21 protein-coding genes are annotated in these 25,488 nt (G+C 60.6%); all 21 read left to right on the forward strand.

The window, feature by feature from the left end:
- The first annotated feature begins 21 nt into the window (after positions 1-21).
- The 21 genes from CAG02_RS10720 to CAG02_RS10820 all read left to right on the forward strand — a co-directional run bounded on the left by CAG02_RS10720 (position 22) and on the right by CAG02_RS10820 (position 25,433).
- On the forward strand, positions 22-3,672 hold the full coding sequence (locus tag CAG02_RS10720; protein ID WP_139831864.1) for a calcium-binding protein: 3,651 nt from the start codon (positions 22-24) through the stop codon (positions 3,670-3,672).
- A gap of 109 nt (positions 3,673-3,781) precedes the next feature.
- Positions 3,782-5,536: a calcium-binding protein gene (locus tag CAG02_RS10725; protein ID WP_085710433.1), complete on the forward strand. Its 1,755-nt coding sequence runs from the start codon at positions 3,782-3,784 to the stop codon at positions 5,534-5,536.
- 247 nt (positions 5,537-5,783) lie between these two features.
- On the forward strand, positions 5,784-6,557 hold the full coding sequence (gene rfbF / locus CAG02_RS10730) for a glucose-1-phosphate cytidylyltransferase (protein WP_085605742.1): 774 nt from the start codon (positions 5,784-5,786) through the stop codon (positions 6,555-6,557).
- Complete coding sequence (rfbG, locus tag CAG02_RS10735) at positions 6,539-7,621, forward strand: CDP-glucose 4,6-dehydratase (RefSeq protein WP_085710435.1); 1,083 nt, start codon at positions 6,539-6,541, stop codon at positions 7,619-7,621. The genes rfbF and rfbG overlap by 19 nt, the downstream gene beginning before the upstream one ends.
- Positions 7,618-8,178, forward strand: coding sequence for a dTDP-4-dehydrorhamnose 3,5-epimerase (gene rfbC, locus CAG02_RS10740; protein WP_085710436.1), 561 nt, complete (start codon positions 7,618-7,620; stop codon positions 8,176-8,178). Before rfbG ends, rfbC begins: the two co-directional genes overlap by 4 nt.
- Positions 8,175-9,401, forward strand: a complete 1,227-nt coding sequence (locus CAG02_RS10745; RefSeq protein WP_085710438.1) for a class I SAM-dependent methyltransferase — start codon at positions 8,175-8,177, stop codon at positions 9,399-9,401. Before rfbC ends, CAG02_RS10745 begins: the two co-directional genes overlap by 4 nt.
- Complete coding sequence (locus tag CAG02_RS10750) at positions 9,398-10,249, forward strand: NAD(P)-dependent oxidoreductase (protein ID WP_085710439.1); 852 nt, start codon at positions 9,398-9,400, stop codon at positions 10,247-10,249. Before CAG02_RS10745 ends, CAG02_RS10750 begins: the two co-directional genes overlap by 4 nt.
- A complete protein-coding gene (locus CAG02_RS10755) occupies positions 10,246-11,319 on the forward strand; it encodes a class I SAM-dependent methyltransferase (protein WP_085710440.1) in 1,074 nt (357 codons plus the stop codon). The genes CAG02_RS10750 and CAG02_RS10755 overlap by 4 nt, the downstream gene beginning before the upstream one ends.
- A gap of 17 nt (positions 11,320-11,336) precedes the next feature.
- Complete coding sequence (locus CAG02_RS10760; protein ID WP_064378606.1) at positions 11,337-12,074, forward strand: cephalosporin hydroxylase family protein; 738 nt, start codon at positions 11,337-11,339, stop codon at positions 12,072-12,074.
- A 54-nt stretch (positions 12,075-12,128) separates the two neighbouring features.
- On the forward strand, positions 12,129-15,044 hold the full coding sequence (locus CAG02_RS10765) for a TIGR00180 family glycosyltransferase (RefSeq protein ID WP_085710441.1): 2,916 nt from the start codon (positions 12,129-12,131) through the stop codon (positions 15,042-15,044).
- Positions 15,045-15,066: 22 nt separating this feature from the next.
- Entirely contained in the window at positions 15,067-16,068 is a 1,002-nt protein-coding gene (gene pseB / locus CAG02_RS10770; RefSeq protein WP_085710442.1) for a UDP-N-acetylglucosamine 4,6-dehydratase (inverting), read from the forward strand.
- The gene (pseC, locus tag CAG02_RS10775) at positions 16,065-17,222 is read left to right on the forward strand and encodes a UDP-4-amino-4,6-dideoxy-N-acetyl-beta-L-altrosamine transaminase (RefSeq protein WP_085710443.1); all 1,158 of its coding nucleotides are present in this window, start codon (positions 16,065-16,067) and stop codon (positions 17,220-17,222) included. Before pseB ends, pseC begins: the two co-directional genes overlap by 4 nt.
- A 31-nt stretch (positions 17,223-17,253) precedes the next feature.
- Positions 17,254-17,874 (forward strand): pseudaminic acid biosynthesis-associated methylase, encoded by a 621-nt coding sequence (locus CAG02_RS10780; protein WP_085710445.1) that lies wholly within the window; start codon positions 17,254-17,256, stop codon positions 17,872-17,874.
- On the forward strand, positions 17,871-18,566 hold the full coding sequence (gene pseF / locus CAG02_RS10785) for a pseudaminic acid cytidylyltransferase (protein WP_085710446.1): 696 nt from the start codon (positions 17,871-17,873) through the stop codon (positions 18,564-18,566). The genes CAG02_RS10780 and pseF overlap by 4 nt, the downstream gene beginning before the upstream one ends.
- On the forward strand, positions 18,563-20,065 hold the full coding sequence (gene pseG, locus CAG02_RS10790; protein ID WP_085710448.1) for a UDP-2,4-diacetamido-2,4,6-trideoxy-beta-L-altropyranose hydrolase: 1,503 nt from the start codon (positions 18,563-18,565) through the stop codon (positions 20,063-20,065). Before pseF ends, pseG begins: the two co-directional genes overlap by 4 nt.
- Complete coding sequence (gene pseI / locus CAG02_RS10795; RefSeq protein ID WP_085710449.1) at positions 20,062-21,114, forward strand: pseudaminic acid synthase; 1,053 nt, start codon at positions 20,062-20,064, stop codon at positions 21,112-21,114. The genes pseG and pseI overlap by 4 nt, the downstream gene beginning before the upstream one ends.
- A 226-nt stretch (positions 21,115-21,340) precedes the next feature.
- Positions 21,341-22,267, forward strand: a complete 927-nt coding sequence (locus CAG02_RS10800) for a ketoacyl-ACP synthase III (RefSeq protein WP_085710450.1) — start codon at positions 21,341-21,343, stop codon at positions 22,265-22,267.
- 86 nt (positions 22,268-22,353) lie between these two features.
- On the forward strand, positions 22,354-23,646 hold the full coding sequence (locus tag CAG02_RS10805) for a motility associated factor glycosyltransferase family protein (protein ID WP_085710451.1): 1,293 nt from the start codon (positions 22,354-22,356) through the stop codon (positions 23,644-23,646).
- Positions 23,643-23,909, forward strand: a complete 267-nt coding sequence (locus tag CAG02_RS10810) for a hypothetical protein (RefSeq protein WP_085710452.1) — start codon at positions 23,643-23,645, stop codon at positions 23,907-23,909. The genes CAG02_RS10805 and CAG02_RS10810 overlap by 4 nt, the downstream gene beginning before the upstream one ends.
- A 244-nt stretch (positions 23,910-24,153) precedes the next feature.
- Entirely contained in the window at positions 24,154-25,005 is an 852-nt protein-coding gene (locus CAG02_RS10815) for a flagellin domain-containing protein (RefSeq protein WP_007920059.1), read from the forward strand.
- Between the two features lie 71 nt (positions 25,006-25,076).
- Positions 25,077-25,433, forward strand: coding sequence for a flagellar protein FlaG (locus CAG02_RS10820; protein WP_085710453.1), 357 nt, complete (start codon positions 25,077-25,079; stop codon positions 25,431-25,433).
- The last annotated feature ends 55 nt before the right edge of the window (positions 25,434-25,488 follow it).

A 25,488-nucleotide genomic window follows, 5' to 3' on the forward strand; every position in this document is an offset into this window, starting at 1 on the left:
TAACAAGGCAAGGAAGAAGTAATGGCAGTTATTAACGGAACAAACGGCGCGGATACGCTCACCGGTACCAGTGGAGATGACGAAATCAATGGCCTGGCCGGCAATGACCTGATCAAGGGGAGTGCCGGGGCAGACAAGATCGATGGCGGTGATGGAAACGCCGATACCGTCGATTATTCGGCGTCCTCGGAGGCGGTCAACGTAAACCTCGCAGGTCTTGCCAGTACAGGAGGCGATGCCCAGGGCGACATCCTGACCAATATCGAGAAGGTTATCGGTAGCGCATTCAACGACACGTTCACGGCACCGAAGGGCGGTCTCACCTTCGAAGGCGGTGCCGGCAATGATGTCTACATTCTCGACAATGGCGGGACGGTGATTGAGCAGGCAGGCGGCGGTGACGACGAGGTGCGCTCCAGCTTCGGCCAGATCTACCTGAGTGCGAACGTCGAGCGCCTGACGTATACGGGCACCGGAGCATTCATCGGCTGGGGCAATGCCAGCGACAACATTATTACCGGCGGTGCCGGTAACGACCTGCTGTATGGCGGCGCGGGTGCCGATCAGTTCATCGGTGGCGCCGGCATCGATACCGTCAGCTACGGCGACAGTACGGTCGGCGTCAGCATCAACCTGAAAACCGGTGTCAATTCCGGGATTGCGGCGGGGGATACCTATACCGGTATCGAAAGGATCCTCGGCTCGAATGGCAATGACACCTTCATTGCCGATAGCCGGGTGTTCGCCTTTGACGGCGGTGCCGGAACGGCTGACGTGGTGGATTATTCGACGTCCGCCGAGGCGATCGATGTCGATCTCGTCGTCAATGGCACGGGCCGTGCCGGCATCGGTGGCGACGCACAGGGCGACACCTTGACCGGCATCGAAAAGGTGATCGGCACTGCGTTCAACGACACGTTCAACGTGGCGGGCGGAACCGTGACCCTGGAAGGCGGCGCGGGTGATGATGTTTACATCATCAACGGTACGCGAACCAGCACAGTGATCGAGCAGGCCGGCGGCGGAAATGACGAGGTCCGTACCAATTACGAAATTCAATACCTGTCGGCCAACGTCGAACGATTGACCTATACCGGAACCGGCAATTTCTCCGGGTATGGCAACGCCAGCGATAACGTCATCACGGGTGGTATCGGCAACGATATTTTTCAGGGAGGTGGCGGCGCGGACCAATTCATTGGTGGTGCGGGCCGAGACACCGTGGACTACTCCGACAGCACCGTAGGGGTCACACTCAACTTCAAGACCGGGGTCAATTCCGGGATTGCAGCGGGGGATACCTACACCGACATCGAGGTGATCAAGGGGTCGGGCGCCAATGACACCTTTGTTGCCGATAGCCGGGTGTTTGCCTTTGATGGCGGTGGCGGAACCGCTGATGTGGTGGATTACTCGACGTCCGCCGAGGCGATCAATGTCGATCTCGTCGCCGGTGGCACAGGTCGCGCCGGCATCGGTGGCGACGCACAGGGCGACACCTTGACCAACATCGAAAAGGTGATCGGCACAGCGTTCAACGACACGTTCAATGTGGCGGGCGGGACCATGATCCTGGAAGGCGGTGCGGGTGATGATGTTTACATCATCAACGATACGCGGGTCACCACAGTGATCGAGCAGGCTGGTGGCGGAAATGACGAGGTCCGTACCAATTATGCAGTTCAATACCTGTCGGCCAACGTCGAACGATTGACCTATACCGGAACCGGCAATTTCTCCGGATATGGCAACGCCAGCGACAACATCCTCACGGGTGGCATCGGCAACGATATTTTTCAGGGTGGCGGCGGCGCGGACCAATTCATTGGTGGTGCGGGCCGGGACACTGTGGACTACTCCGACAGCACCGTGGGGGTCACGCTCAACTTCAAGACCGGGGTCAACTCCGGGATTGCGGCGGGGGATACCTACACCGACATCGAGGTGATCAAGGGCTCGGACTTCAACGACATCTTCATTGCCGATAGCCGGGTGTTCGCCTTTGACGGCGGTGCCGGAACAGCTGACGTAGTGGATTACTCGACGTCCGCCGAGGCGATCAATGTCGACCTCGTCGCCAATGGCACAGGTCGCGCCGGCATCGGCGGCGACGCACAGGGCGACACCTTGACCGGCATCGAGAAGGTGATCGGCACAGCGTTCAACGACACATTCTATGTGGCGGGTGGGGCCGTGACACTCGAGGGCGGTGCGGGTGACGATGTTTACTACATCAATGGCACCAACGTCAGCGATGTGATCGAGAAGGTCGACGGTGGCATTGACGAGGTACGTACGGGGTTCGGGCAACAAAGTCTGCGGGATAACGTCGAAATTCTGACGTATATCGGTACTGGCGCCTTCACGGGTTACGGCAATGCACTCGACAACATCATCACCGGCGGTGTCGGCAACGACACTTTCTATGGCGGTGCAGGTGCCGACCGGTTCATCGGCGGGGCCGGGTTCGACACGGTGGGCTACGCCGACTCCACTGTCGGCGTGACCATCAACCTTAAAACCGGCGTTCATTCCGGGATTGCAGCCGGGGATACCTACGTCAGTATCGAGGGGTTGAGCGGCACACTGTCCAACGACATTTTTATCGCTGACAGCGCGGCCATGGCCTTTGATGGATTGAACGGCATGGACATGGTCAGCTACGAGCAATCCGATAGCGCCGTGACCATTGATTTGAAAACCAAAGTCAATGCGGGTGATGCAGCCGGCGATACCTACACCGGAATCGAGTTTTTCCAGGGCAGCCGCTTCAACGACACCCTGTCCGGAACGGCCTTCGGTGACAACTTCATCGGTGGCGCCGGTGCGGACAGCATTGATGGGCGTGAAGGGCATGACACTGCCTGGTACATCAACAGCATGGCTGCCGTGAACATCAACCTGCAGACCAACGTCAATGAAGGCGGAGATGCTCAAGGTGATGTGCTGCTCAATATCGAGCGAGTGATCGGCAGTCAATTCAACGATACGTTGACCGGAAGTTCGGCCGTCGATTTTCTTGAGGGCAACACGGGGGATGACGTGATCTATGGCGGCGACGGTGCCGACTTCATTTATGGAGGCCTGGTTTCCCTGGCCGGACCGTTGGCCAGTTCAGCACCCAATGCAGGGCCCCAGGCCGACACGCTCTACGGTGGCAATGGCAACGACACGATTCTCACCGCAGCCAACGACACCGGCAGCCGTGCATATGGCGAAGCGGGCGATGACACCATCACCGTAGCTCATGGCATGGCCGACGGTGGTGAGGGTATGGACACTCTGACCGGAACGGGGCTTGGCTTCTCGCTGTTTGGCGGCGCGGGCAATGACAAACTGGTGCTGCAGTCCAGTGGATCGGCCTTCGGAGGAGAGGGGGACGATATCTACTTCGTCACTGCTCCGGGACTGGTGACAGTCCAGGACGATGGCGCCAGTCGTGGTGACAAAATCGTACTGTCGAACATTCGCGGCTCCGAGCTGCTGCTTGATCGTGTCGGTGACGACCTTTACCTGCACCGTTACAGTTTTTCAGCCGGACAGACGCCGCAGGACGGCGTGCGCCTGAAGGGTTGGTTTGCCGGTTCCGACACTATCGAGCAGATTCAGACTGCCGATAATCAGATCATCAATCTGCCGGCCAACAGCGATGCGTTCGCAATGTTTGGCTGACTTCTGATTCATGCACCTGTAATCGTGTCATGCAGTGCAGGTGCGCATGGGAAGGCAATCCGGTCCGCAAGGGCCGGGTTTCAGAATCAACAACACAAGGAAGAGACAAATGGCAGTCGTGAATGGAACGAGTGAAGCGGATGTCTTGATTGGCACCCAGGGCAATGACCAACTCTATGGACTTGAGTCGGATGATCAATTGCTGGCCAGCGCGGGATCGGACGTGCTGGACGGCGGTGAAGGGTTTGATACGGCGACCTATTACGGCATGAGTTCGGGAGTCGGTGTCGAGGTTGGCGCTGACGCCGTTACGGTCACAGGGGCTGATGGCAAGGTCGACACGCTGGTTTCGGTGGAGAAGGTGGTCGGCAGTTTCTACAACGACACCTTTACCGCTTCCGTGGGTGGCGTGACGCTGGACGGCAGTGGTGGTGATGATGTGTACAACGTCACCGCCGAAGGTGTGACCATCATTGAGGAGAACAATGGTGGTTACGACGAGCTGCGCACCAGCCTCAACACCATCAAGATGGACCCGTTCATCGAGAAGCTGACCTTCACCGGTACGGGCGACTTCAAGGGTTATGGCAATGCCGGCGACAACGAGATCATCGGTGGTGCCGGCAACGACTGGCTGTGGGGTGGCGCCGGCGCTGATCACTTCGTGGGTGGCGAAGGCTTCGATACCGTCAGCTATTCCGATAGCCTCGAGGGTGTGAGAGTCCAGGACTTCGAGAACTACGATGCATTGACCATCGCCGCTGGCGACACCTTCACCGGCATCGAGGCGATTCAGGGGTCGAATTTCGATGACGTGGTGTATCTGCTCGATAACGCCATGATCGTGGATGGCGCCGATGGCTACGACACCGTGAGCTACCGTCACTCCTTTGATGGCGTCAGTATCGGCATTGGTCAGCAAGCTGGTCCGGATGTCACGTTGCTGAACGTCGAGAAAGTCATCGGTACTTCGTTCGACGACCGATTCACCGCCAACGTCGCGGGCGTGACGCTGGAAGGCGGAAGAGGCGACGATGTGTACATCATCAACAGCGCCGGTGTGAGCATCGTCGAGACGGACCTCTTTGGTGGTACCGACCACGTGTACACCAGCCTGTCGTCGATGCACATGGATCCGTTCATTGAAAACATGACCTACACCGGCACGGCGGACTTCACCGGCTACGGCAATGACGGGAACAACGTCATCGTTTCGGGCGCCGGCAATGACGTCCTGTTGGGTGGCGCGGGCGGTGACCGCTTTGAAGGCGGGGCCGGTATCGACATCGTCAGCTACGAGGACAGCACCGAAGGTTTGAGCGCTTCCCTCAACTGGGGCGCGCAGAGCGGTATTGCGCTTTACGACACCTTCATCGACATCGAAGGCCTGCGTGGCAGTCATTTCAATGATGTGCTGGAGGGTGACTCGGGCGACAACATTCTGGAAGGCGGTGCCGGCGACGATGTCATTCACGGCGGTGCCGGTGCGGACATTCTTTATGGCGGGCTGGCATCCGGTCTGGATGGCGAGGGGCCACAGAACGATTCGTTGTTTGGTGGCGAGGGTGATGACACCTACGTGGTGAACACTACCGGCCTGGTGACGATCCAGGATGAGGGCTGGGATCTCAACGACACCCTGATCCTGAACACTGTTGCCAATCTCAGCCAGCTGAACGTCACTCGCATTGGTGACGACGCCTATCTGCATGGCGCCAACGACGGCAGCGTCGGTGTTCCTGCCAGCGGCGTGAAGCTGCAGGGCTGGTACGCCGGTTACAACAACATCGAGCACCTGCGGACGGCCGACGGCCAGGTCTACGACCTGCCGGCGACGGTCGACGGGTTTGCGATGTTCGGCTGATCCCTTCGATCCGCTGAAACGAGCCTGAGAAAGGGATGAGTCCGGCAACGGATTCATCCCTTTTTTCATGCCTGCATTTCCTCGCCGACACAGGGCCGGCGGAGCTGGCGCGTTTCCTGCAAGTCCCCCTCAAATCGCCATAAAACGAGCGCTCGCGGTGATTCACCTGCGCCCGGACTGGCAAAGGTTCAGCCGCAAAGGCCTGCAACAGCGAGGCCGAGCCCTGTGACGTAGAAGAGGGGAGACGATGAAGGCAGTTATTTTGGCGGGTGGCCTCGGCACGCGCATCAGTGAAGAGTCGCACCTCAAGCCCAAGCCGATGATCGAGATCGGCGGCAAGCCAATTCTCTGGCACATCATGAAGCAGTATTCCGCCCACGGAATCCACGACTTCGTGATCTGCCTCGGCTACAAGGGCTACGCGATCAAGGACTTCTTCGCCAACTACTTCCTGCACACCTCCGACGTCACCTTCGACATGCGCAACAACCGCATGGACGTGCACCAGAACTACAGCGAGCCGTGGAGCGTCACCCTGATCGACACCGGCGAGGAAACCATGACCGGTGGCCGTCTGCTGCGTGCCGGGCGTTACCTCAAGGATGAAGAGGCGTTCTGCTTCACCTACGGCGACGGCGTCTCCGACATCAACATTGCGCAACTGGTGGACTACCACAAAGGTCACGGCCGTCTGGCGACCGTCACTGCCGTGCAGCCGCCGGGTCGCTACGGCGCCCTTGAGCGTCACGGCGACCAGGTCCTCGGTTTCACCGAAAAACCGCGTGGCGACGGCGGCTGGATCAATGGCGGTTTCTTCGTGTTGTCGCCGAAAGTGCTGTCCTACATCGCCGGAGACGAAACCACTTGGGAAGCGGAGCCGTTGGCTCAATTGGCCCAGGACGAACAACTGAAAGCCTTCGAGCATGAAGGCTTCTGGCATCCGATGGATACCCTGCGTGACAAGAACCATCTCGAAGCGCTGTGGCAGAGCGGGGAGGCCCCATGGAAGCAATGGGCCTGAGTCCTGAGTTCTGGCGCGGCAAGCGGGTTCTGGTCACCGGACACACCGGTTTCAAGGGCAGCTGGCTGACCCTGTGGCTGCAAAGCCTCGGCGCGCAAGTCAGCGGTTTCTCCCTCGATCCTTCGACCGAGCCGAGCCTGTTCGAACTGGCGCGGGTGCACGAAGGTATCGACGACCAGCGCGGCGACCTGCGTGACCTCGGCGCGTTGCTGGAGATCATCGCCGACACCGAGCCGGAGATCGTCCTGCACCTGGCAGCCCAGCCGCTGGTGCGTGAAGGCTATCGCGATCCGCTCGGTACTTACTCCAGCAACGTCATGGGCACCCTGAACCTGCTCGAAGCGATTCGTCAGGTCGGTTGCGTGCGCGCCTGTGTGCTGGTGACCACCGACAAGGTCTACGCCAACAAGGAATGGCTGTGGCCGTACCGCGAAGACGAAGCCCTCGGTGGCCACGACCCCTACAGCAGCAGCAAGGCCTGCTGCGAGTTGCTGGCGCAGTCTTACGCGGCATCGTTCTTCCCGGCCGACAAGTACGCCGAACACGGTCTGGCCCTGGCCACCGCACGAGCCGGCAATGTGTTGGGCGGCGGCGACTTCGCCCCTGAGCGGCTGATTCCCGATGTACTGAAAGCCTGGTCGGCCGACGAACCGGTGACCCTGCGCTACCCGCAAGCCGTGCGTCCGTGGCAACACGCACTGGAGCCGCTGGCCGGCTACCTGCAACTGGCTGCCGGGCTCTACGAAGAAGGTCCGGAATACGCCGGGGCGTGGAACTTCGGTCCGGGCGAAGCGGACATGTGCAGCGTCGGCGAAGTGGTCGAGCTGCTCGCCAACCGCTGGCCTCAGGCCCGCGGTCTGCGCATCGAACCGAGCGAACTGCACGAAGCCGGCCTGCTGCGCCTGGACAGCAGCCGCGCCCGTCAGGTGCTGGGCTGGCAACCGCGCTGGTCGTTGCAGCAATGCCTGACCCAGACCCTCGACTGGCATCTGGCGTGGCAGAACGGCGATGACATGCGCACCGTGACCCTCGGCCAACTGAACCTGTACCGGGGCGCGCTGTGAGCGAGTTTTCCTTGAAACAGTTACCGCTGGCCGGCTTATTCAGCGTCCAGCACAAACGCTTCGAAGATCAGCGCGGGCACTTCGCCCGGCTGTTTTGCGAGGGCAGTCTGAAAGCGTTCGGCAGCGAATTTCACATCCGCCAGATCAACCATTCCTGCACCCGTGAAAAGGGCAGCGTGCGTGGTCTGCATTACCAGAACGCCAACGCGCCGGAAGCCAAGTTGATCACCTGCCTGCGCGGTGAAGTGTGGGACGTGGCGGTGGACCTGCGTCCGGATTCCGAGACCTTCCTGCACTGGCACGCCGAGCACCTGAAGGCCGGCGACGGTCGCAGCCTGTTGATCCCCGCCGGCTTCGCCCACGGTTTCCAGACCCTCACCGACGATGCCGAGCTGCTTTACCTGCACAGCGCCGATTACGCGCCGGAGCACGAGGGCGGGCTGTCGGTGAACGATCCACGGCTGGCGATTGCCTGGCCGTTGCCTGTCAATAATTTGTCAGCGCGTGACTCCAGCCATCCCGCGCTCGATCAACACTTTGCTGGAGTGCGTCTATGAACTGCCGTGGGTGCGCCGCACCGCTGAGCCTGCCGCTGATCGACCTCGGCACCTCGCCACCGTCCAACGCCTACGTGCATGCCGATCGCCTGGAGCAGGCGGAGCAATGGGTGCCGCTGAAGGTCGCCGTGTGCCAGCAATGCTGGCTGGTACAGACCGAGGATTACACCAGTGCCGACAGCCTGTTCGACGCCGAGTACGCCTACTTCAGTTCGTTCTCCAGCACCTGGTTGGCCCACGCCGAGCGCTATGTGGCCGAGATGGTCGAGCGCTTCGGTCTGACCACTGACAGCCGGGTGGTGGAAGTCGCCGCCAACGACGGTTATCTGCTGCAATACGTCGCCGGTCGCGGCATCCCGTGCCTGGGCGTCGAGCCGACCCGTAGCACCGCGCAGGCGGCACGGGAAAAAGGCCTGGAGATTCGTGAACTGTTTTTCGGTCGCGACACCGCCGCGCAGCTAAAAAGCGAAGGCTGGGCCGCCGACCTGATGGCCGCCAACAACGTGCTGGCTCACGTGCCGGACATCAATGACTTCCTCGGTGGTTTCGCCGCGCTGCTCAAACCGACCGGCGTCGCCACCTTCGAATTCCCGCAACTGCTGACGCTGATGGCCGGCGCACAGTTCGACACGCTGTATCACGAACACTATTCCTACCTGTCCCTGACCGCTGTGCAGACGCTGTGCGAGCGCAATGGGCTGGAAGTGTTCGACGTCAGCCAGTTGAGCACCCACGGCGGCTCGCTGCGGGTTTTCGTGCAGCGCAAGGATGGTGAGCGTCGTGACGTGCAGCCTGCGGTGCAACAGCAGTTGCAGGCCGAGCTCGACGCGGGTGTGAAAACCCCCGAGTACTACGCCACGCTGGCGCCGGCCGCCGAACGCATCAAGCATGACCTGCTGCGCTTCCTGTTGCAGGCCAAGGCCGACGGCAAGCGTGTGGTCGGCTACGGTGCTGCTGCCAAAGGCAACACCTTGCTCAACTACGCCGGGGTCAAGCCTGACCTGCTGGCCTGGGTAGCCGATGCCAACCCGCACAAGCAGGGCAAGTATTTGCCGGGCAGTCGCATTCCGATCGTGGCACCCGCGCAGATCGATATCGAAAAACCGGACTACGTGCTGGTGCTGCCATGGAACCTGCTGCACGAAGTCAGTCAGCAACTGGCCCAGGTCCGCCAGTGGGACGGCCGCTTCGTGATCGCCGTACCTGAGTTGAGCGTGCTGTGAAGGTTCTGGTCACCGGAGCCACCGGCTTCGTCGGTCGCCATCTGGTCGCGGCATTGCTGAACCGTGGCTGCACGGTGCGGGCGGTTGCGCGTGATGCACAGAAAGCTGCGGGCATGCCGTGGATCAATGACGTCGAGTTCGTCAGCGCGGATATTCACGCAGCGGACCTGAACATCGGCGCGCTGACTGAAGGCGTGGATGCACTCGCACACCTGGCGTGGCCGGGGTTGCCGAACTATCGGGCGCTGTTCCATTTCGAGCACAACCTGATGGCCGACTACCGCTTCATCAAAGGCGTGGTAGAGGCGGGCATCAAGCAGGTGCTGGTGACTGGCACCTGCTTCGAATACGGCATGCAGAGTGGCCCGCTGAGCGAACAGAACGACGCGCAGCCGGCCAACCCCTACGGTCTGGCCAAGCACACCCTGCATCTGTTTTTGCAAAATCTGCAGCAGGAACATCCGTTCACTCTGCAATGGGCGCGACTGTTTTATCTGCACGGCGCGGGGCAAAACCCCAACAGTCTGCTGGCGGCGCTGGACCGGGCAATCGATGCCGGGGATGCGACGTTCAACATGTCGGCCGGTGAGCAACTGCGCGATTTTCTGGCAATTGAAACCGCTGCCGGTCATCTCGCCGCGATCCTGCACCAACGGGATTTCGACGGCACGATCAACTGCGCCAGCGGCCAGCCGGTTTCGGTGCGGGCGCTGGTAGAACAGCGCGTGCGTGAACGCGGCGCGACCATCGGCCTGAACCTCGGCCACTACCCGTATCCGACCCACGAACCGCTGGCGTTCTGGGCGGTGACCGAGCGTCTGCAACAGTTATTGGGAGAGCTGCAATGAGGCACGAGTTGTATCGGGTCACCGACCTGCCGGTGCTGCAGAACCGCACCTTTGCCGATCCCGAATCGGCGAAGGCATCGGCCAGCGCCGACATGCTGCTGGTGCAGGATGAGCGCAGCGGTCTGATCTTCAATGCGGCGTTCGACGCCGACAAGCTCAGCTATGACGCCGACTACCAGAACGAACAGGCGCATTCCGGCCAGTTCCAGAAACACCTGAGCGATGTCGAAGGCATCATTGCCCGGCACTTCAAGGGTCAGGAACTGATCGAAGTCGGCTGCGGCAAAGGCTATTTTCTCGAGCTGCTCAAAGGTCTGGGCTACCGCATCACAGGCATCGATCCGGCCTACGAAGGCGAGAATGCCGACGTGATCAAGGCGCCGTTCACCCGGGGTCTGGGCCTGGAAGCAGACGCTATTGTGCTGCGGCATGTGCTGGAACACATCCAGGATCCGCTGGGTTTTCTGGCGGTGATCGCCGAGGCCAATCAGGGCGGCGGGCAGATCTACATCGAGGTGCCGTGCTTTGACTGGATCCTCGAACACCGCGCCTGGTTCGACCTGTTCTACGAGCACGTCAATTACTTCCGCCTCGATGACCTGCGCCGGATGTTCGGCACTGTGCACGAGGCCGGTCACCTGTTCGGTGGCCAATACCTGTACATCGTCGCCGACCTTGCCACGTTGCGCCTGACCCCCGAGCAACCGGTGCCGCGCCTGGCGTTGCCGGACGACTTCACCGCCAGCCTTGAGCGCGCGGTACAGATCATCCAGAGCGCACCCGAGCAGGGTTCGGCGATCTGGGGCGCGTCGTCCAAAGGCGTGATCTATTCGCTGTTCCTGCAACGGGCCGGTGTGGCGGTGGATCGCGTGGTCGATATCAACCCGGCCAAGCAGGGGCGTTACCTGCCCCTGAGCGGCGCCCGGGTGTCCTCGCCGCAAGAGGCGATGGACGCCCTGCCCGAAGGCGCCAACCTGTTTGTGATGAATTCCAATTACCTCGAAGAGATCAAGCGGATGACCGGTGGACGTTACGTCTATCACGCCGTCGACAGCGCTTCGTTCCAGTGACCCTTGAGATTTTGAAAATGACCGACAACAGCATCAACAAAGCCTTCGAAGCCGAATGCCGCGAGCAGATCGCCCAGCAGGGTGACGACCAGAAACTCACCGGTCTGGCCCGTGACTTCTTCAACGAATCGGCCAAGCACAAGTACAGCTATCACTTCTCGTGGATGGGCCGTCCGATCATCCAGCTGCCGCAAGACATGATGGCGATGCAGGAAATCATCTGGCAGGTGAAACCGGATCTGGTCATCGAGTGCGGCATCGCCCACGGCGGTTCGATCATCTACTACGCATCCCTGCTGGAACTGCAAGGTCACGGCGAAGTGCTGGGCATCGACCTCGACATCCGCGCCCACAACCGTGAAGCCATCGAAAGCCACCCGATGAGCAAGCGCATCAAGATGATCGAAGGTTCGAGCATCGACCCGGCCATCGCCGCTCAGGTGCGTGCTGCCGCCGAAGGCAAGAAGGTCATTCTGGTGCTCGACTCCAACCACACCCACGACCACGTGCTTGAAGAGCTGCGTCTCTACGCACCACTGGTTTCGGTGGACAGCTACTGCGTGGTGATGGACACCGTGGTTGAAGACATGCCGGCCGATTTCTTCCCGGATCGTCCATGGGGCCCGGGCGACAACCCGAAGACCGCCGTGTGGAAATACCTGGAAGAGAACAAGGATTTCGAAATCGACGTTCAGTTGCAGAACAAGCTGCTGATCACCGTGGCGCCGGACGGTTACCTGCGTCGCGTTCGTTAATTCGCAAATCAACAGAGCGTCATTTTGGCAAATTGCCGGTTGTGGGGAGAGGTTATGCAAGGCAAGTACAGTTCTGAACAAGCGCTGCCGCTCAATGAGCTGTTGACCGTGGTGCTGATTACTCACAATCGTCCGGCGTTCCTGCGCCGGGCGGTGAAGTATTACAGCAGCTTGCCCTGCAAGATCATGGTGCTGGACTCGACGGTCGAGCGTCCGGACGGGGATTTTTCCGCCGTTGATTATCATCACGTGCCGCAGTTCGCCTACTGGGGCATGCAGGCCAAGCTGGCCTACGGTGTAGAACGACTGACAACACCGTATATGGTGCTGGCCGCCGATGACGACTTCATCCTGCACGATTCGCTGACCGAGTCCGTGAGCTTCCTGCAAGCGAACCAGGACTATGGCATGTGCCACGGCTATTGCCTGATGTACCTGACGCTCACCAACGGTGTGAACTACTACCGCCGCGACAAGAAAGTCCAGGAAGACTACGCGTCCGAACGGGCTCAGGATCGGGTTATCGATTACATGAGCCAGTACATCCCGCCGTTCTACGCGGTGACCCGTACCGACCTGATGCAGACCTGGCATTCGGCATTGCCGGCCGGCACCAATTTCCAATGGCAGGAAATCGGCCACGTGTATTTCCTGCTGGCCAGTGCGAAGGCGCGGATCCTGCCGATTCCATACGTGGTGCGCGAGATCAACTATCAAGTCTCCGAACACAATACCGATGTGTTCCATTCGTTGACTCACGTCGATGCCAAATCGGTCGCCGAGCGGGAGGCCTTTGCCGAATTTCTCACCGGGTTGCCGTGTGCTATCGAAGGACTCGACGCCAAGCAAGGCAAAGCGTTTGCTCTTGAAAGCTTCGAGGCCATGGCCGACAGCCTGCGCAGTGGTCGTGCACTGACCGCGGAACTGATATTCGAGTCGACCTGGAACCAGGAACTGAAAGCGCCGGACCGTCGTTTCGGACCGCTGCAATACGTCGAAATGCCGTTCTACAACAAAGCGTTTTTCGACCGTCTGGAACAGTTCGAATTCATGCTCCACGCCAGACCTGCCGGACGCGTTCAACTGGACGGGCTGGAAGGTGTCTGGACCCGCCAGGCGCACCTGCTGCAGGCGCGCAATAACGATACCGCAGAAAGTGTGGTCGACCGTTTGTGGCAGGCTCATGATCTCAATGCGTTCAACCAGACCGTCGTCAAGCGCCTGTCGGCGCAGTTGCAGACGCTGGGTCAGGACGAAGCGGCGCAGACCATGAACGACTGGATCGCTCGTCTCGAGGCGTTTGCCGACGATGACCAGCAGGCCATGTTTGACAAGACGAAGTCCGGGCGCCTGCTCAAGTGGCTGGCTGCGCGCGAGCCCTCTGCCGAGCAACTGCAAGCGATTGCCGGGCATCTGGCGGTCAACGGCGGCGGTCCGCAGTTCGGCATTTTCCTGCTGGACCTGGATAACGACATCGACAAGCTGCAAGCCTCGCTCGACAGCCTGCTTGAAGGTCACTGCAAAGCGTTCAGGATTGTAGTGTTCACCACCGGTGAGGCTCCGAGCGCGACCACGGCGCAGAACACCCTGCACTTTGTCCGGGTGACCCAGAGCAATTTTGTCGACAAGCTCAACCAGAGTGCCCAGCAGTCTCCGTGCGATTGGCTGTTGCTGGCCCAGGCCGGCGATCAGTTCACCGCCAGTGGCTTGTTGCGTGCCAGCCTGGAATTGATGAACGCGACCCATGTCCGTGCCGTTGCCACCGACGAGATCCAGCGCCAGGACAGCGGTGCGCTGGTTGATGTGTTCCGTCCCGGTTTCAATCTCGATCTGTTGCAAAGTGTGCCGTCGCTGATGGCGCGCCACTGGCTGATCCGACGTGACGTTCTGCTGGAGTCGGGTGGCTATCAGGCGGACTTCAACAAGGCGCTGGAACTGGACTTGTTGCTGCGCATCATTGAACAGGGTGGCCTGGACGGCCTGGCGCATCTTGACGAGCCGTTGCTGATCACTCAGGCCGCGGCACCGGAAGAAAACGCCCACGAGCGCCAGGCGCTGCTGCGTCATCTGGGTAATCGTGGCTACAAGGCCAAGGTCAATTCGACACTGCCGGGAACCTGGCAGATTGACTACCGTCATGCCGAGCAACCGCTGGTTTCGATCATTGTGCCGACCATCAATGACGTGCCGGCGTTGCAGCGTTGCCTGGAAAGCGTGGTACTCAAGACCCGCTACAGCCGCTTTGAAGTGCTGGTGGCGGCCAATCCGAATGAGTCGGCCGAGGTCAACGATTGGCTGGGTTCACTGCGATCCCCCAAGGTGCGCGTGCTGTATGCCGATCAGCCATTGAACGACGCAGCGCTTATCAACGCGGCCAGTGAGCAGGCGCAAGGCGAGTACCTGGTGTTGCTGGCGGCTGACAGTGAGGTGGTCAACCCGAACTGGATCGACTTGCTGCTCAACCACGCCTTGCGTCCGGAAGTGGGCGTCGTCGGCGCCAAACTGGTGAGCCGCGACGGGAAGATCGCTCAGGCGGGTCTGATCCTCGGCCTCAACGATGGCGTCGGCTCGCCCTTCGTTGGCGAGAAGCACAACGCCGAGGGCTACATGCAGCGGCTTGCCGTCGAGCAGAATTACTCGGCCGTGTCCAAAGTGTGCCTGATGGTCGGCCGGGAGCTGTTCAATGCACTGGGCGGTCTCGACGAGGTGACTTTTGCCGATGGCTTCAGCGATGTGGACCTGTGCCTGAAGGCCGGTCAGGTCGGCTACCTCACCGTCTGGACCCCACTGGTTCAGGTGCTGCATACCGGTGAGCTGCCGCAGGCACCGCAAGCGCTGGCGGCATTGCGTGAGAAATGGAGCGCAGCCTTTGCGCAGGACCCAGCCTACAACGCCAACCTGGCCTTGACCGGCAAAGGTTTCACGCTGGGTGAGAGTGCCTCGATCAATTGGGCGCAGTTGCTCGCTTGAGCTCGCCGCACAGGACTACGACATGTTCAACGGTAAATCGATTTTCATCTCTGGCGGCACCGGCTCCTTCGGGCGCAAGTTCATTGCGCGCCTGCTCGAGCAATACCAGCCCAAGCGCGTGGTGGTGTTCTCCCGGGATGAACTCAAGCAATACGAAATGCAGCAGACGTTCAACGCGCCGTGCATGCGTTACTTCCTTGGTGATGTGCGCGACGCCGAGCGTCTGCGCCAGGCCATGCGCGGCATCGATTACGTGGTGCATGCCGCGGCGTTGAAGCAGGTGCCGGCGGCGGAGTACAACCCGACCGAATGCATCCGTACCAACGTCAATGGCGCGGAGAACATCATCGCCGCTGCCATCGACAACGGCGTGAAGAAAGTCGTCGCACTGTCCACCGACAAGGCGGCGAGCCCGATCAACCTGTACGGCGCCACCAAGTTGCTGTCGGACAAGTTATTCGTCGCGGCCAACAACATTGCCGGTGAACAACAGACGCGTTTTGCCGTGGTGCGCTACGGCAACGTGGCGGGTTCGCGCGGGTCGGTGGTGCCGTTCTTCAGCAAGCTGATTGCCGACGGCGCGACAGAGCTGCCGATCACCGATGAGCGCATGACCCGTTTCTGGATCACCCTCGATCACGGTGTGCAGTTCGTGCTCGACAGTTTTGCGCGGATGCACGGCGGTGAAGTGTTCGTGCCGAAGATCCCGTCGATCCGCATTGTCGATCTGGCGCGGGGAATGGCCGAGCACCTGCCGCACAAGAACGTCGGCATCCGTCCCGGCGAGAAACTGCACGAACTGATGGTGCCGCTGGACGATGCGCGGATGACCCTGGAGTTCGAAGATCACTATACGATCCAGCCTTCGATCCGCTTCACCAGCGTCGATGTCGATTTTGCCGTCGATAAACTCGGCGAGCACGGGCGGCCGGTGGGTGAGGACTTTGAGTACCGCTCCGACACCAACCCGCACTTCCTGTCGGTGGGGCAGATCGCCGACCTGCACGCGAAGCTGTCGGTATGATCCCCTACGGTCGGCAAAGCCTCGACCAGGCGGACATCGACGCGGTGGTCGAGGTGTTGCAGTCCGACTGGCTCACTCAAGGCCCGGCCATCGAGCGCTTCGAACAGGCGATGGCCGAGCGTTGCCAGGCGGATTTCGCGGTCGCGGTGTGCAACGCCACGGCGGCGCTGCACATTGCCTGTCTGGCTGCAGGACTGGGAGCGGGCGACCGTTTGTGGACCACGCCGAACACCTTTCTCGCGTCGGCCAACTGTGGCCGTTACTGCGGCGCCGACGTTGATTTCGTGGACATCGATCCGCTGACCTGGAACCTCGATGCCGAAGTTCTGGCCAGCAAACTCGACGCTGCCGAACGCGACGGCACCTTGCCCAAAGTGTTGGTGGCGGTGGCGTTCTCCGGGCAGAGCTGCGACATGCGGCGAATCGCCGAACTGGCCGAGCGCTACAACTTCACGGTGATCGAAGACGCCTCTCACGCAGTTGGCGCCAGCTACGCCGGGCGCCCGGTGGGTTGTGGCGAATTCGCGGCGATGACGGTGTTCAGTTTCCACCCGGTGAAAATCATCACCAGCGGCGAAGGCGGCATGGTGCTGACCAATCGCCCGGAGCTGGCCGATCGTCTGCAACGCCTGCGCAGCCACGGCATGACCCGCGATCCGCAACAGATGACCGAACCCAGCCACGGGCCGTGGTACTACCAGCAGGTCGAGTTGGGCTTCAACTACCGGATCACCGATCTGCAAGCGGCGCTGGGCCTTTCACAGCTGGGCAAACTGGACGACTTCATCGCCCGTCGCCGGGAACTGGCCGCACGCTACGACCGTTTGCTGGCGTATTTGCCGGTCACCGTGCCGGGCATCCAGCCGGACGCCGAATCGGCCTGGCACCTTTACGTGGTGCGCTTGCAGACCGATCGCATCAGCCTCAGCCACCGTCAGGTGTTCGAAGGCTTGCGCGCGGCCGGCATCGGCGTGAACCTGCACTACATTCCGGTGCATTTGCAGCCTTACTATCGTGAACTGGGTTTCGCCGAGGGAGATTTTCCCGAGGCCGAGCGTTATTACGCCGAAGCGATCAGCCTGCCGCTGTTTCCGTTGCTGAGCGATCAGCAGCAGGATTACGTGGTCGAGCAATTGCGTCGATTGACTGAATGAGTGCCGCTGCGGCGGTGGATGGAAAACGGCAATGCGTGATCTGAGCGAACAGGAACAATTCTGGCAGGGCGAATTCGGTAACCAGTACGTCGACCGCAACGTCGGGCAACCGCTGGTGGCGGCCAACCTGGCGTTGTTCGCCAAGGCGCTGACGCGAGCCGGGCGGATCGACAGCCTGCTGGAGCTGGGCACCAACGCCGGCAACAACTTGCAGGCGTTGCGTCAGCTGTTGCCGCGCTGCGAACTGTTCGGTGTCGAAATCAACGCCAGCGCCTGTGCCCAGGCCCGGGCGCTGGATATCGCACAGATCTGGCACGGCTCGCTGTTCGATTTCCCCCGGGAGCGCCAATACGACCTGACGCTCAGCAAAGGCGTGCTGATCCATCTGGCCCCGGAGCTGTTGCCGACCGCGTATGCGCAGTTGTACGAACTGAGCCAGCGCTACATCCTGATCGCCGAATACTACAATCCCTCACCGGTGGAAGTGTCCTATCGCGGCAACAGCGGCAAGCTGTTCAAGCGCGATTTCGCCGGGGAAATGCTCGATCGCTATCCGGATCTGCAATTGCTGGATTACGGCTTCGGTTATCACCGCGATCCGCAATTCCCGCTGGATGACGTCACCTGGTTCCTGCTGGAAAAACGCCCTTGAGCAACGTCGCAATCATCCCGGCCCGTGGCGGAAGCAAACGCATTCCGCGCAAGAATCTCAAACCGTTCGACGGTGTGCCGATGATTGCCCGTTCGATTCGCACGGCACTGGATTCGGGGTTGTTCGACCAGGTGGTGGTCAGCACCGATGACGAAGAGATCGCCGAGCTGGCGCAGGCTCATGGTGCGCAAGTGCCGTTCTTGCGTCCGGCGGAGCTGGCCGATGACTTCACCGGCACCGCAGCAGTGATCGTGCATGCCTTGCAGCAACTGCCGCACTTTGATTACGCCTGTTGCGTGTACGCCACGGCGCCGTTGTTGCAGGCGCGGTTCCTGCGTCAGGGGCTCGAGTTGCTGGAGCAGCATCCCGACAAGTCCTTTGCCTTTTCGGTCACCGATTTCGGCTTTCCGGTGCAGCGCGCCTTGACCCTGGACGGGCAGGGCGCGCTGACGGCGTTGTACCCCGAGTTTCGCAATACCCGTTCGCAGGATCTGCCGGCCGCCTTTCAGGATGCCGGCCAGTTCTACTGGGGGCGCAGCGAGGCCTGGCTGCGTGGCGAGATTCTTTATTCGCCGGCCAGCCTGCCGGTGATCCTGCCCCGGCATCTGGTGCAGGACATCGACACCGCTGAAGACTGGAAACGCGCCGAGTATCTCTACGCGGCACTCAAGGCTGGCGGGGAGCTGCAATGAGAGTGCTGATCCGCGCCGACGCCTCGCCGACCATCGGCAGCGGCCATATCGCCCGATGCCTGACGCTGGCGCGAGTGTTGCGCGCCCAGGGCAGTCACGTGGCGTTTGCCTGTCGTCGTTTGCCGGGGCATCGTCTCGATGCGTTGCAGGCTGAAGGTTTCGAGACGTTCGCGTTGCCGGATCGCTACGCCAGTGAAGACCCGGAGCAGGCCATCGAATCGATGCTGCCGTGGCAGGCGGATATCGATGCGCTGGCGACGCAGCTGGAAGGACAGGCTGAATTCGACTGGGTCATCGCCGACCACTACGGCCTCGATCATCACTGGCAGACCGCTGCCCGGCGCTTCGCACCACGGATCGCCGCCGTGGACGATCTGGCGACCCGTCGCTACAGCGTGGATCTGCTGCTCAATCAGAATCTCTCCGGCCTCAGTGAAAACTATCAGCCGCTGCTGCCGGCAGGCTGCCGAACGTTGCTCGGCCCGCGCTTTGCCATGCTGCGCGAAGAGTTCAGCGGCCCGGCCATCGAGATCAAACCCGTGGCGCGACGGGTGCTGGTGAACTTCGGCGGCTTCGACGCTGCCCGCCAGACCCATCACGCGATGCGGGCGCTGGCGGATTTTTCCGGGCTTGAAGTGGACTTTGTCGCCGGTGCAGACAACCCGGCATGGGCAGAAATGCAGGCACTGGCCGAAAGTCGGCCGAACTGGCACCTGCACAGTTTCGTCAGTGATTTTCATCGACGCATGACCGAAGCCGACCTGTTCATCGGCGCCGGCGGTGGCACCAGTTGGGAGCGCGCGGCCTTGGGCCTGCCGACGATCTGCATTGCCGTGTCGAACAACCAGCAGGCCAACGGCGAGGTGATGGCGGCGGCCGGGGCTCATGTGTTCATGGGTGCGCGGGAGCAGGTGAGCGTCGAGCAACTGCGTGATGCCATCGGTTTTGTCGTCGACAATTTTTATTTGCGGCAGAGCCTGGCCGAGCGTTCACGGCAACTGGTCGACGGACGCGGCGCGCTGCGGGTCGCGGCGGCACTGGCCGGTCCGGTGCTCAAGTTGCGCGCAGTGACGCTGGACGATGCGCAGGTGTTGTTCGACGGGCGCAATGCCGACGCCGTGCAGCGCTGGTCAGTGAAGAGCGGCGTCATCGAATGGTCGCAGCATCTGGACTGGTTGAACGCCAGTCTGCGCAATCCTCAACGGCTGTTGTTGATCGCCGAGGCCGATGACGGCCCGGTCGGTGTGTTGCGCTACGATCTGCGCGGCTTTGAAGCCGAGGTTTCGCTGTATCTGCTGGAGGGGCGTTTCGGCCTCGGCTGGGGCAGGGCGCTGCTGACGCGGGGCGAGGCGTTCGTCACGACGCACTGGCCGCAATTGACCGCGATCAGCGCACAGGTCTTGCCGGCCAATCAGGCCTCATTGAATGTATTTCGTGACGCCGGGTTCACCCAAAGTGCCTGCGCGTTCACCAAGGATTTGAAGGAACACCGTTCATGAACAGTTTCAAGATTGGCGATCGCCTGATCGGTGCCGACGCACCGCCATTCATCATTGCTGAAATGAGCGGCAACCATAACCAGTCGCTGGACGTCGCCTTGCAGATTGTCGAGGCGGCGGCCAAGGCCGGTGCCCATGCCTTGAAGCTGCAAACCTACACAGCTGAAACCATGACGCTGGATCTGGCGGAAGGCGAATTCTTCATCAAGGATCCGAACAGCCTGTGGGCCGGCACGTCCCTTTACGATCTGTACGAAAAGGCCCACACGCCGTGGGAATGGCACGCACCGATCTTCGCCCGGGCCAAGGAGCTGGGCATGCTCGCGTTTTCGACGCCGTTCGATGACAGCGCCGTGGACTTTCTCGAGAGCCTCGACGTGCCGGCCTACAAGATCGCCAGCTTCGAAAACACCGATCTGCCGCTGATTCGTCGCGTCGCGGCGACCGGCAAGCCAATGATCATTTCCACCGGCATGGCCAGCATCGCCGAGCTCGACGAAACCGTGCGTGCGGCCCGTGAAGCCGGGTGCAAGGATCTGGTGCTGCTCAAGTGCACCAGCACCTACCCGGCGACACCGCTCAACAGCAATGTGCGCACGATCCCGCATCTGCGAGAACTGTTCGGTTGTCAGGTAGGGCTGTCCGATCATTCGATGGGCGTTGGTGTGTCGGTGGCCGCTGTGGCGCTCGGTGCGACGGTGGTTGAAAAACACTTCACCCTCGACCGCGCAGCGGGCGGGGTGGACGCCAGTTTCTCGCTAGAGCCTGCGGAAATGGCCAGCCTGGTGGTCGAAACCGAGCGCGCCTGGCAGGCCATGGGCCAGGTGCATTACGGCGTAACCGAGGCTGAGAAAAAGTCCCTGGTCTACCGTCGGTCGCTGTACGTCACGGCCGACATGGCGGCCGGTGAGCCCTTCACGGCGGCCAATCTGCGCGCCATTCGTCCCGGTCTCGGTCTGCCGCCCAAGCACACTGACGCCGTCCTCGGCCGCCGCGCGCGCGCGCCGATCAAACGCGGCACGCCGCTGGACTGGTCGCTGGTCGAATAACCCGATCTGCACCGATTCGGCAAAATAGCGTGACCTGCGAGTCATAACGCGCATCTTCACTGTATTGTATTGACCGGGGAGATGGCGCCTGGCCCGTTAGCGGCTCCAGTGATAGCCCTTTGCGCTCCTCGTGGCTGCCCGTTGTGGCGGCCGTTTTCTGTTTGTCGGCGCCCCTCGAAATCCTTGCGAGCGGTGGTATTGGGCTGTTTATTATTGGGAAGCCGTAATGATTGGCATAAAAAGCATTGCGAGCTACGTTCCTGTAGCCGGCGTGGACAATTACGCACAAGGTGCAAAATTCGAGAAGGATGAAGAATTCATCCTCGGCAAGATCGGTTCGGCCTTCCTGCCACGTAAAGACGCAGAACAGGAAACTTCCGATCTGTGCGTTGAAGCGGCCAATGCGCTGTTTGCCAGCAATCCTGAGCTGAAACGTGAATCCATCGATGCGCTGATCGTCGTGACCCAGAACGGTGACGAAGAAGGCCTGCCGCATACGGCAGCGATCGTGCAGGACAAGCTCGGCCTGCCAACCAACGTTGCTGCGTTCGACATTTCCCTGGGCTGCTCCGGTTACGTCTACGGTATCTACGCGATCAAGGGCTTCATGGAAGCCGCCGGTCTGAAGAACGGTTTGCTGATCACTGCCGACCCGTATTCGAAAATCGTCGACCCGGAAGACCGCAACACCACCATGCTGTTCGGCGACGCGGCCACCGCGACCTGGATGGGTGAAGACCCGGTCTGGGCGCTGGGCAAGGCCAAGTTCGGCACCGACGGTTCGGGTGCACCGCACCTGAAAGTCACCGATGGCGTGTTCTTCATGAACGGTCGTCAGGTGTTCAACTTTGCGTTGCTGAAAGTACCGGCGCACTTGCATGAGTTGCTCGACGATTCGGGCCTCAACGCCGATGACATCGATGCGTTCTGCATTCACCAGGGCAGCGCGGCGATTGTCGATGCCGTGGCGCGGCGCTTCGAAGGCGAGCCGGAGAAGTTCATCAAGGACATGGTCGAGACCGGCAACACCGTGTCATCGAGCATTCCGCTGCTGCTGGAGAAGCACGCGCTGGATTCCAGCTGGAACCGAGTGGCGCTCAGCGGTTTCGGCGTCGGTCTTTCGTGGGGTTCGGCGATTATCTATCGTCCTTGAACCCACCCAAAACGACGGATACAAAAATAGCGTTCAAGGGGTAACCTTGAACGCTATTTTTTTGCCTGAAAGGAGCGCGAGGCGCCATGAGCGAGTTTTTCCAAGCCAATGCCAACGTCATTGAGCGACGCTGGCCGGCGCTGTTCGCGCGATTGCTGAACGAAGACAGTTCGGTGATCGACGCCGGATTGACGCAGGGGCTGGGTTCGACGCTGAGCATCAACGGCATTCAGCTCACCAGTCGCCACGACCGCGTCCATGAGGCCCGGGTTCAGGCCGCCAGCCTGCCGGCGGACAAGTCGCGATTGCACGTCTATGGCACCGGCCTCGGAGATTTGCCGACCGTGCTGCTGGAGCGTGCCGGGCTTGAGCGCTTGTATGTGCATATCCTCAATGGCGCGCTGTTCGCCCTGGTGTTGCAACTGATCGATCAGCGGCAATGGCTGGAGGATCCCCGGGTAGAGCTTCTGTACGCCGGTGACCTGCCAGACATCTGCACGCCGTTTTTTGCCTTGCCGGCGGAGATGCTGCTGGCCGACGACTTCAACGCGAAGATCCGTGATCGGCTGGTCAGTGAAGTGCACCTGAGCTTCAACAATCGTGAGTTCGATCCGCAGTCGCCCTTCATTCAACAGCGCCTGCAGGACTGCCTGCCGGTGTTGCTCGCTGACGATGACGTGGCGCAATTGTTTGGCACCTGCGTTGGTCGGGAGATCTATGTGATCGGCACCGGGCCGACCCTTGAGCAGCATTTCGAACGACTGGCCGCCATTCGCGAGCGAGACGAGCGTCCGCTGTTCATTTGCGTCGATACCGCTTACCGGCCGCTGCGTGAGCACGGGATCGTGCCCGATTTGGTGGTGAGCATCGACCAGCGCATCAGCTTCCGGCATTTGCCCTTTGAAGAGTCCGACGGCATCCCGCTGGTGTATCTGCCGATGAGTGACCCCGAGGTGCTGCGGGCCTGGAAGGGCAAACGCTACGGCGGCTATTCGCTGAGCCCGGTCTATGCGGCATTGCGTGAGCAACACCCAAGGGCGCTGCTGCATGTGGGCGGCAGTGTGATTCACCCGGCGGTGGATCTGGCGGTGAAGATGGGCGCGGCGCGGATCACGCTGTTTGGCGCCGACTTTGCGTTTCCGATGAACAAGACCCACGCCGGCTGGAGTGATGGTGATCTGGGGCCATCGGTGAATCAGGCGCGGCACTGGGTGCGTGACGGCTTCGGTGAGCGGGTCAGTACGCAGCTCAATTTTCGCGGTTATCTGTGTGTGCTTGAGCGATACATCGCCAGTCAGCCGCAGGTAGAGTTTTTCAACAGCAGCCGCTCAGGCGCATTGATTGCCGGGACGCGTTTCAATCAGGAGTTCGTGCAATGAGTGCGTTGCAAGGTTGTGTCGACGAATGCCGACGCTGTGCCGGGCTGTTTCGCCTGGGGCGGGATGTCGAAGCGGCGCTGGAGATGGTTGAAGTGTTCGAAGGTGCGCAGCATTTGCTGGTGTCCGCTTTGCCGGATATCCAGCAGTCCTGGGCGCAGGTGCTCACGCAAATGCTCGATTGCCAGGAGCGCCAGGACTGGCTCGGGCTCGCCGATTTCATGGAGTACGAATTGATCCATCTGCTGGAAAGTTCTTCGGCATAAAAGAGCACCGACAGCACTGGCCCGCAGCTTTGCGCGGCGGACGGTTTTATGGCGTCATTTTTTCGAGGGTGAAGTGCTGCTAAGTCTTTGTTTTCTCGGGGGTGGCAGGGTGATGGCAAAAATTTTCAAAAAAGCCCTCAAGCAACCTGCAAACCCGACGATAACTATTACGAAGGTTCTCTAGGCCATACCCGGCGGTTGCCAGGGCCGGAAGCCGCAGTACCCAACCAACGAGGAATTCGTCATGGCTTTAACAGTAAACACCAACACCACGTCGTTGAACGTTCAGAAAAACCTGAACCGCGCCTCCGACGCTCTGTCGACTTCGATGCAGCGCCTGTCTTCCGGCCTGAAAATCAACAGCGCTAAAGACGACGCCGCTGGCCTGCAGATCTCCAACCGTATGTCTTCCCAGATCCGCGGTAACACCCAGGCTATCCAGAACGCCAACGACGGTATCTCCGTTGCCCAGACCGCTGAAGGCGCTCTGCAAGCTACTACCGACATCCTGCAGCGTATGCGTGAACTGGCTGTTAAAGCACGTAACGGTACCAACGGCACTGCTGACCAGACCGCTACCAACGCTGAATTCGCTCAGATGTCCGACGAGATCACCCGTATCTCGGCTTCGACCAACCTGAACGGCAAAAACCTGCTGGACGGTTCGGCTGGTACTGTGACCCTGCAAGTGGGCGCAAACACCGGTTCGGCTAACCACATCGACCTGGTACTGAGCTCCAAGTTCGACGCCGTCAGCCTGTCGGTTGGCAGCGGTACTCTGTCCCTGACCGGTGCTACCGTAACTGGCGCTTCGCAGAACATCGACAACGCGATCACTGCAATCGACGCCGCTATCGCTGCAATCGGTGCAACTCGTGCCAGCCTGGGTGCTTCGCAAAACCGTCTGACCAGCACCATCCAGAACTTGCAGAACATCACCGAGAACACCACTGCTGCACAAGGTCGCGTACAAGATACCGACTTCGCCGCAGAGACTGCTAACCTGACCAAGCAGCAAACCCTGCAACAGGCTTCGACCTCTGTTCTGGCTCAAGCCAACCAACTGCCTTCCGCTGTACTGAAGCTGCTTCAGTAATTTCGGAATGAGTTTGGCGGGGGAGTGCGCTTGCGTGCTCTCTCGCTTTTTCACGTCAAGAGGTGATGAGCATGGACATGAGCGTAAAGCTTAACGTGTCTTATCCGGCTCCAAAGCCAGCCAACACCGTCCCCGACAAGCCGTCGGAGACCAAGCCTCAAGCCGTTGATGCCGTTTCTGACTCGAAAAAAAGCCAGGAATCGGATGAAACCAAGTTGAAGCTGGCGGTGCAGGAGATCGAGAAGTTCGTTCAGTCGATCAAGCGCAATCTGGAATTCTCCATCGACGAGCATTCCGGAAAGGTCATCGTCAAGGTGATCGCAAGCGAGACGGGCGAGGTCGTACGACAGATCCCTTCCGCAGAAGCGCTCAAGCTGGCAGACAGCCTGGCCAACGCGAGTCACGTGTTGTTCGACGCCAAAGTCTGATAGCTGGCATGAATCGTGTTTGAAGTTCTTTAGACCCCACAAGGGTCAAAAGACT

Origin of the sequence: Pseudomonas sp. R43(2017) (assembly GCF_002112345.1) — a bacterium.
GTDB classification, from domain to species: Bacteria; Pseudomonadota; Gammaproteobacteria; order Pseudomonadales; family Pseudomonadaceae; genus Aquipseudomonas; species Aquipseudomonas kribbensis.

Excerpts from the sequence above, each read along its gene's own strand:
- pseG (WP_085710448.1), top strand. The coding sequence starts at position 18,563 with ATGAGAGTGCTGATCCGCGCCGACGCCTCGCCGACCATCGGCAGCGGC.
- CAG02_RS10820 (WP_085710453.1), top strand. The coding sequence starts at position 25,077 with ATGGACATGAGCGTAAAGCTTAACGTGTCTTATCCGGCTCCAAAGCCA.
- CAG02_RS10805 (WP_085710451.1), top strand. The coding sequence starts at position 22,354 with ATGAGCGAGTTTTTCCAAGCCAATGCCAACGTCATTGAGCGACGCTGG.
- rfbG (WP_085710435.1), top strand. The coding sequence starts at position 6,539 with ATGGAAGCAATGGGCCTGAGTCCTGAGTTCTGGCGCGGCAAGCGGGTT.
- CAG02_RS10755 (WP_085710440.1), top strand. The coding sequence starts at position 10,246 with ATGAGGCACGAGTTGTATCGGGTCACCGACCTGCCGGTGCTGCAGAAC.
- rfbF (WP_085605742.1), top strand. The coding sequence starts at position 5,784 with ATGAAGGCAGTTATTTTGGCGGGTGGCCTCGGCACGCGCATCAGTGAA.
- CAG02_RS10815 (WP_007920059.1), top strand. The coding sequence starts at position 24,154 with ATGGCTTTAACAGTAAACACCAACACCACGTCGTTGAACGTTCAGAAA.
- CAG02_RS10800 (WP_085710450.1), top strand. The coding sequence starts at position 21,341 with ATGATTGGCATAAAAAGCATTGCGAGCTACGTTCCTGTAGCCGGCGTG.
- CAG02_RS10745 (WP_085710438.1), top strand. The coding sequence starts at position 8,175 with ATGAACTGCCGTGGGTGCGCCGCACCGCTGAGCCTGCCGCTGATCGAC.
- CAG02_RS10810 (WP_085710452.1), top strand. The coding sequence starts at position 23,643 with ATGAGTGCGTTGCAAGGTTGTGTCGACGAATGCCGACGCTGTGCCGGG.
- CAG02_RS10765 (WP_085710441.1), top strand. The coding sequence starts at position 12,129 with ATGCAAGGCAAGTACAGTTCTGAACAAGCGCTGCCGCTCAATGAGCTG.
- CAG02_RS10760 (WP_064378606.1), top strand. The coding sequence starts at position 11,337 with ATGACCGACAACAGCATCAACAAAGCCTTCGAAGCCGAATGCCGCGAG.
- CAG02_RS10720 (WP_139831864.1), top strand. The coding sequence starts at position 22 with ATGGCAGTTATTAACGGAACAAACGGCGCGGATACGCTCACCGGTACC.
- CAG02_RS10725 (WP_085710433.1), top strand. The coding sequence starts at position 3,782 with ATGGCAGTCGTGAATGGAACGAGTGAAGCGGATGTCTTGATTGGCACC.
- pseC (WP_085710443.1), top strand. The coding sequence starts at position 16,065 with ATGATCCCCTACGGTCGGCAAAGCCTCGACCAGGCGGACATCGACGCG.
- pseI (WP_085710449.1), top strand. The coding sequence starts at position 20,062 with ATGAACAGTTTCAAGATTGGCGATCGCCTGATCGGTGCCGACGCACCG.
- pseB (WP_085710442.1), top strand. The coding sequence starts at position 15,067 with ATGTTCAACGGTAAATCGATTTTCATCTCTGGCGGCACCGGCTCCTTC.
- CAG02_RS10780 (WP_085710445.1), top strand. The coding sequence starts at position 17,254 with ATGCGTGATCTGAGCGAACAGGAACAATTCTGGCAGGGCGAATTCGGT.